Source organism: Thermoactinomyces daqus (assembly GCF_000763315.1).
GTDB classification, from domain to species: Bacteria; Bacillota; Bacilli; order Thermoactinomycetales; family Thermoactinomycetaceae; genus Thermoactinomyces_A; species Thermoactinomyces_A daqus.
On the sequence record NZ_JPST01000020.1, the window covers coordinates 59,097 to 66,128 of the forward strand.

At 52.1% G+C, this 7,032-nt stretch carries 9 protein-coding genes; 3 read left to right on the plus strand and 6 right to left on the minus strand.

Annotation, left to right across the window (positions count from 1 at the left end):
• The first annotated feature begins 280 nt into the window (after nt 1-280).
• The 3 genes from JG50_RS0109885 to JG50_RS0109895 all read left to right on the plus strand — a co-directional run bounded on the left by JG50_RS0109885 (nt 281) and on the right by JG50_RS0109895 (nt 2,890).
• Nucleotides 281-1,606 carry an AAA family ATPase gene (locus tag JG50_RS0109885; protein WP_268745619.1) on the plus strand — a complete coding sequence of 442 codons (1,326 nt, stop codon included), beginning with the start codon at nt 281-283 and terminating at the stop codon, nt 1,604-1,606.
• A gap of 84 nt (nt 1,607-1,690) precedes the next feature.
• Complete coding sequence (locus tag JG50_RS0109890; protein WP_033100958.1) at nt 1,691-2,119, plus strand: ferritin-like domain-containing protein; 429 nt, start codon at nt 1,691-1,693, stop codon at nt 2,117-2,119.
• A gap of 129 nt (nt 2,120-2,248) precedes the next feature.
• Complete coding sequence (locus tag JG50_RS0109895; protein ID WP_052154179.1) at nt 2,249-2,890, plus strand: spore coat protein; 642 nt, start codon at nt 2,249-2,251, stop codon at nt 2,888-2,890.
• Nucleotides 2,891-2,938: 48 nt separating this feature from the next.
• Here the strand turns inward: JG50_RS0109895 and JG50_RS20675 are convergent, their stop codons facing one another.
• The 6 genes from JG50_RS20675 to JG50_RS0109915 are packed head-to-tail and all read right to left on the minus strand — an operon-like array spanning nt 2,939 to nt 7,006.
• The gene (locus tag JG50_RS20675; protein WP_235281657.1) at nt 2,939-3,337 is read right to left on the minus strand and encodes an MFS transporter; all 399 of its coding nucleotides are present in this window, start codon (nt 3,335-3,337) and stop codon (nt 2,939-2,941) included.
• A 5-nt stretch (nt 3,338-3,342) separates the two neighbouring features.
• Nucleotides 3,343-3,705, minus strand: a complete 363-nt coding sequence (locus JG50_RS20885; protein WP_258560244.1) for an MFS transporter — start codon at nt 3,703-3,705, stop codon at nt 3,343-3,345.
• Complete coding sequence (locus JG50_RS18210; protein WP_258560245.1) at nt 3,656-4,285, minus strand: MFS transporter; 630 nt, start codon at nt 4,283-4,285, stop codon at nt 3,656-3,658. Before JG50_RS18210 ends, JG50_RS20885 begins: the two co-directional genes overlap by 50 nt.
• Entirely contained in the window at nt 4,285-5,154 is an 870-nt protein-coding gene (locus JG50_RS0109905) for a hydroxymethylglutaryl-CoA lyase (protein ID WP_052154176.1), read from the minus strand. Before JG50_RS0109905 ends, JG50_RS18210 begins: the two co-directional genes overlap by 1 nt.
• Nucleotides 5,118-6,335, minus strand: a complete 1,218-nt coding sequence (locus JG50_RS0109910) for a CaiB/BaiF CoA transferase family protein (RefSeq protein WP_052154177.1) — start codon at nt 6,333-6,335, stop codon at nt 5,118-5,120. Before JG50_RS0109910 ends, JG50_RS0109905 begins: the two co-directional genes overlap by 37 nt.
• Nucleotides 6,332-7,006: a GntR family transcriptional regulator gene (locus JG50_RS0109915; protein ID WP_033100959.1), complete on the minus strand. Its 675-nt coding sequence runs from the start codon at nt 7,004-7,006 to the stop codon at nt 6,332-6,334. Before JG50_RS0109915 ends, JG50_RS0109910 begins: the two co-directional genes overlap by 4 nt.
• Nucleotides 7,007-7,032 lie beyond the last annotated feature (26 nt).

A 7,032-nucleotide genomic window follows, 5' to 3' on the forward strand; every position in this document is an offset into this window, starting at 1 on the left:
TGGGGAAAGTACCCTACTAGCAAGTGTATCATAGGAGTATTCTCTTTTAGCAAGTTTTTTACACAATCATTGCAAACAAAAATGAACCTTACCGGCACGATCAGGGATGAAAAACGGCAAAAACGGGAGAAGCAGGGGTGACGACTTCCCGACTTCCGCCACCTTCACGGAAAAAGGAGAACTGGGCGGCGGAGATCATGACATTGGCCCGGCTGCTGTGATATTGTCTATCATAGGGACTTGTCCTTATTTTTGCCAGAGATAGAAAGGCGGGACCATGGTGGACTTGTTTGAATTTGGACGAATGCAAGAGAAAAAGCAAAACGAGCCGTTGGCGTCCAGAATGCGACCCCGTACGCTTTCCGAGATGATCGGCCAGTCCCACATCATCGGACCCGGGAAATTACTGAGGCGCATGATCGAAGCGGATCAGCTCTCCTCTCTGATCTTCTACGGTCCTCCGGGCACGGGCAAAACAACCCTGGCCCACATTATCGCCAACCATACAAAAGGATATTTTGAAAAATTGAACGCCGTGACTGCCGGAGTGGCGGATCTGCGCCGAGTGGTACAAGAAGCAAAGGAGCGGCTCAATCTGCACGGGCAACGAACCGTGCTGTTTATCGATGAAATTCATCGCTTTAATAAATCACAACAAGACGCTTTGCTTCCCTATGTCGAAAACGGAACGGTTATTTTGATCGGGGCAACAACGGAAAACCCTTCATTTGAGGTAAATGCCGCCCTTTTATCCCGTTCACGCCTGTTTATGTTAAAACAACTGGAACCCGGCGAGTTGCGCGCGATCCTGCTGGCCGCCCTGCAAGACCCTGAACGGGGGTTGGGAGATTACCAAGTAAAAATAGAAGAAGACGCTCTGGAGCATCTCATTCAAACAGCGGGCGGGGACAGCCGCAATGCTTTAAACGCGCTGGAGCTCGCCGTACTCACCACACCACCGGACGATGAAGGGATACGCCACATTACGTTGGAAGTCGCGGAAGAATCGATCCAGAGAAAAATGATCCGCTACGATAAAAGCGGCGATAACCATTATGATACGATTTCTGCGTTTATCAAGAGTATGCGCGGTTCTGATCCGGATGCAGCTCTTTATTATCTGGCCAAAATGCTGCAAGCCGGCGAAGATCCCCGTTTCATCGCCCGGCGCATCTTTATTCATGCCGCTGAAGATGTGGGGATGGCCGATCCCCGTGCGCTGCTCATCGCCTCAGCGGCCGCGCATGCAGTCGATTATATCGGACTGCCGGAAGCGCAAATCCCCTTGGCAGAAGCAGTGATCTATATCGCCACCGCTCCGAAAAGCAATTCAGTCGTCAAGGGAATCGGGGAAGCCAATGCCGCCGTTCGCAAGGAAAAGAGTGGGGAAGTTCCACCCCATCTGCGCGATGCCCACTTCTCGGGCGCCAAGGCACAAGGGCGCGGTTCAGGATACAAATACCCCCACGATTATCCGCGCGGATATGTTCCCCAGCAATATTTGCCTGATGAACATGCAGGAAAAACCTTTTACCATCCGTCTGCTTACGGGTACGAACAAAAATTGCAGACCTTGATCCGCTGGATGAAGGAAGGCGAAAAATAATCCAATTCCTCCGACGCCCTATAAAGCATGTTTTTTTCCAAAATGGGCAGTGTAGTAATATGAATCAAAGGAGGAGATTGGACAATGGATGCCAAACAAGAACTGATCAACGGATTAAATGAAGACCTTGCCTATGAACTCTCCGCCATTAACCAATATATTTATAACGCGGCCGTCGTTTCCGGGCTGGCCCGCCTGACCCTGCGCGACTTCTTTGCCAAAGAAGCACAGGATGAAATGGTGCACGCTCAATACCTGGCAGAAAAAATAGCCACCCTTGGCGGCGAGCCCATGGTGGAACCAAAACCTTTCTCCCGCCATCGGGATGTAAAAGGAATGTTGGAAGCAACCGTTCAAGCTGAAATCGACACAATTCAACGATACACCAAGCGGATTGAACAGGCGGAGGCGGTCCATGATATTGAACTGAAAACCCAGTTGGAAGATATGATTGCCGATGAAACGAAACATAAAGAAGAGATGCAGCGGCTGCTGGAGGACCCCCGCCTCTAGGTTGTCACACAGCGATGTCAAATGCCCCCTTTTCAGGGGATTTCTTTTTTTCCGATGAGTAGCCGGCATCGTGCTTGTACATATTAACTACTGGTTACAGTTTGAAAGGAGGATATTTTTATGAACACGATGCGTCCCAACGACAGCAAAATTGAAAATACCACCATTAATCCCCAAGTTTCACCGGCCATGAATCATGGTGCCCATGAAGTGTACGATGTTCACGAAGTTTTGTCTTGCGCGGTCAACTGCATGGACCAGTATGTGATGATGTCGCAGCATGTGAAAGATCCTGAGCTGCGGAACATCCTTGATCGCCAGTATCAATTTATGGCCAATGAGTACAATACTCTGGTCGAATGTTTCTCCACCGGCCGCGAACCGGCACAACCAACCGGCAAATACAAAATGCAGCAAGGAAACAACGTGACCTACGGCTTAAGGCAAAGCCAGCCAAAAGCACCGATGAAAAGTCCGGCCGAGATCAATGACCAACGCATTTCCGGACAAATGCTGAGTGCCATGAAATCGTCAGCTGCGGTCAAAGCGCATGCAGCCTGCGAAGTAACCAATCCGGTCGTGCGCCGCGTTCTGGCCGACAGCATTCCCAACTGCATCGAAATGGCTTATGAATTGTTCCTGTGGCAAAACAAACACGGATATTATCAAGTGGCACAACTCCCGCAAGCAGACATGCAGCAACTGACCCATTCCTACGCTCCGGCCACGGCAACCGCTCCGCTGCCCGGCCAGACGGGAACGATTCAATAGCAGTTCAGGCGGCTTACGGGTCGCCTGAACTTTTTTCGTTTTCCGGCTCTACATCCGGTTTTTGAAACCCGTTTCCGAACCCCTCTCGTCCCCGTTCACATCCTCAAGAGACCGTCCGGTGGAACGGGGACCAAACAGCCCGATATCAACCATGATCAGTCCCATGGCAACAGCAACAACGGAAAACATCGCCGCAGAACCATAATGATTGAGCACCGGAAGCAACATAAACGGCATCAAACCGCTCATCAAACGGCTTAAACTGTAGGCCGACCCGGCAGCAGTGGCCCGCACAGAGGTCGGAAATATTTCTGCCTGATAAATATGAAACGCATTGGAAAAAACGTTGCTGACCAAAGTATAAAGGAATCCGAAGATGACGATGAGCGAGGGAAGGTTTGCCATGCCGAAGGAAATGCCGAACACCGCCATCAAAAAGGCAGACAAGACGATCAGCCATTTGCGGATAACAGCGAGCCGAGCGGATAACCCAAAAAGGTTAAGGCAGTATATTCAAGTGAATGGAGAATCGTATAGCCTTTGGCCTTCAAGATCAGCGGAACCAGCGTTCCAAAGCCGTAGTACCCGATCGTCTGCAAAATATGAAAAAACCACAGCATCAGCGTGTATCGCCGATATCTCTTTTGCCATAAAACAGAAAAAGAGGCGACCGGGGTTTGCCGGGGCGTTGTCGACTGTACCGGTTTCAGCTCACCCAATGCTTTCGCTTCATCTTCCATCTGAACAGCGATTTGATTCGCTTCTTCAAGGCGGCCCGCCGCTTCCAGCCAGCGCGGCGATTCGGGAAGATGCATCCGCCATGAGTGAACCGGCGGATCCGATGATAAACAACAGACGCCAGCCTTCCAAACCGAAAAGTTGAACCGGAACCAAAATTTTTGCCAAAATCCCCTCCACCGGCATAGCCAAAAAGGCTAACGTATAAGCCCAAGCAACATATCTTCCCCGCTGTGATGCCGGCAGCAATTCACTGAGGTAGGCATCGCAAAGCGGCGGTTCCGCCCCGAGGCCGAGTCCCGCAACAAACCGGAAAAAGATCAATAATCCGACATTGGGACTGAACGCAGCCAGCAACGAAAAAATCGAGTAGATCGCCAGATTATACATAAAGGCTTTTTTCCGCCCGAAGCGGTCCGCCATCCCTCCCAGCACAATCGCTCCGATAAACATTCCCAAAAAACCGGAAGCCAGAAGCAGGGGCAGCCATTTTTCGTCAATATGAAACTGTTCAACCAAAACGGTGCTAAGCACACCGGCCAGGAAAATATCAAACAGGTCAAAAAAGATTCCCGTGCCGATCAACAACGTCGCCTTTTTGTGGAGACGGGTAATCGGAAGCCTGTCCAGGCGGGCGCCGATCGATATATTTGCCATCATTCATTCCTCCGCTTCATGATGCGCAGAACATACTCTTCCAGTTGGCACACATTTTTGTAATCCAAATCCGTGGCAATTCCCCGTTCCGCCAAACATTCCAGAACACTTCTTGAAGTGAGGTTTCCCGGTGCATCCGGAACAAAGGGACAACCGCCCAATCCCCCTTGCGCGACATCAAAGGTACAAACCCCCGCCTCGATCCCGGCAAGCATGTTCCTGAGCCCGTAACCCTTAGCATCGTGCAAATGAAGGCTCAGCTCCAGCATGGGAAACTGTTTTTTTAGGCTGACGCACCGTTCATAAACCAAATCGGGCGTCGCCTGCCCGGATGTATCGGCCAGAGACATCTCCTTCACTCCGCTTTCGGCAAGCGCTTCGGCAATCCGCTCCAGCCGGGAATATGGCACGACTCCGGCATAGGGACAGACAAAAGCGGTAGCAATTGCCCCGGCCGCCCGGCGCCCGTTCTCTTCGGCCAGACGAATAAGACTGATGATTTCAGCCAGCGATTCTTCCGTGGTCCGCTGAACATTGGCCTGGTTGTGAAGGGGACTGGCAGAAAGAAAAAGGACGGCCGTTTCTGTTTTCCCGGCCAAAAACCGCTGCATCCCCCGCCGGTTGGGAACCAGCGCCCGATATTCAACCCCCGGATATACGGGCAGGCTCTGTGCCAGTTCGTCGGCATCACGGAGAGCGGGCACACGGTCTTTCCGCACAAAAGAGGTTACTTCCAATGAGCGAAACCCGCAGGCAATGATGCGATCAACCAGGATTCGCTTTATCTTTGTAGGCACAAACACCGATTCGTTTTGCAACCCGTCCCTTAGCGTCACATCGCGCAACAGCACATGAGCCTGATCAGCCACAATGGATAACCCCTTTGTTCCTCCGTAAAGCCACAGGCGGAAAGCACTTCCTTCGTATGGGCACCACTGACAGGCCCTGCCCGGAGGACAGATCCCGGCGTCCCGCTCATTTTTGGCACGATTCCCGGCATCATAATCTCCGCGCCGCTTGCATCCGGAACCGGCAGAAACATCTCCCGCTCCCGATAATGAGGGTCACGAAAAATATCCGTGATTCCATAAACAGGGCCAGCCGGGACTGCGGCCTGTTCCAGCATGGCAACCACTTCATCACACGTATGCCTTAATGTCCACTCCCCGATCAGCGCATCGATCCGGCCGGCAGCGGCCACCCTCCCCCGATTGTCGGACAACTCCGGCTTTTGCGCGAGATCCTCTCTGCCCATCAAGGTCATCAACCGCTTGAACAAGGAATCGCTGTTGGCGCCGATCGCCACCCATTTCCCATCTTTGGTCGGATAAATGTTGGAAGGAGCCGTGGTCGCCAGTTGATTTCCCGTCCGTTCGCGCACCGCTCCAAGGTGGACATATTCCGGCAGGATGGACTCCAGCAGACTGAAAACGGATTCATACAATGCCACATCAACAACCTGGCCGGTCGTGTCCTGATTACGGTCGCGATGAAACAAAGCCAGCAACGTTCCGATCACTGCATACAAGCCGGAGATCGAATCGGCGAGCGACAGTCCGACCCTGACCGGCGGTCGGTCTGGATAACCGGTAACGTAGCGAAGCCCTCCAAACGATTCGGCAATGTTGCCAAAGCCGGGCCGGTGGCGGTACGGACCGGTCTGTCCGTATCCGGTGACGCTGGTGATGATCAAACCGGGGTTCAGCTCGCGCATCTCCCGGTGCGACAAATTCCATTTCTCCAGGGTTCCGGGTTTGAAATTTTCCACGACCACATCTGCCTGGCGAAGAAGTTCGCGGACAATTTCTCTGCCTTCTTCATAATGCAGATCAACGACGACCGATTTTTTGTTGCGAAGGATTACTTTGCTGAAATAAGAATCTTCTTCGCCTTCAGCCGCAAGTCCCCATTTGCGGATCTGATCCCCGCCCGGGGGCTCCACTTTTACCACCTCCGCCCCGAATTCGGCCAAAATGCGCGTGGCAAAAGGCCCGGCGATAAAAGAACCCAATTCAATCACCCGAATGCCGTCAAGCGGTTGATGATTCACTCCTTCACTCCTCCTCTCTCACCGCTTCTCATGAGAATAAAGTGCAGATCGTTTTTGATATGGCTTTCCATGCGCTTTCGGGCCAAAGCGGCGTCTCCCTCCTTCACGGCCCGATAAATGGCCCAGTGCTCCTGATTTGTTTCAATATTCCGTTTATATACCTTAAATACAAAGGTACGATAATACCGAACCAGGCTGGCTATTTCCGTCATCATCCGCTGAAACCGCCCATTCCGGGAAAAGCGGATCAATTGCTCATGAAACAGGGAATTCAGCTCAATCACCTTGTCAATTTCCCCTCTTTGCAAACACTGATCAGCAGAGATTAACAATCCGGCGATTTGCTCCAACTCATGCGCCTGGATGCGCCCGGTTGCCAGCTCCACGGCAATCGGTTCCACAGCCAGCCTCAATTCATACAACTCTTGAAAGTCGTCTGCCGAAGGGCGGAATACCAGAATCCGTCCGTTCTCCTGCTGCAACAACCCGTCTTTTTTCAGCAGTTGCACCGCCTCGCGGATCGGGCTGCGGCTGATCTTCAATTGCCGGGCCAACACGCTTTCCACAATTCTCGTTCCGGGTTTCATGTTCCCGCATAATATTTGTGCCCGCAAATATTCATAAACCTGGTCACTTAATGATTTGGCCTTTTGGATCTCCGCCGCTGTCATCACTTCTCACCTCCCTCAATAAATTA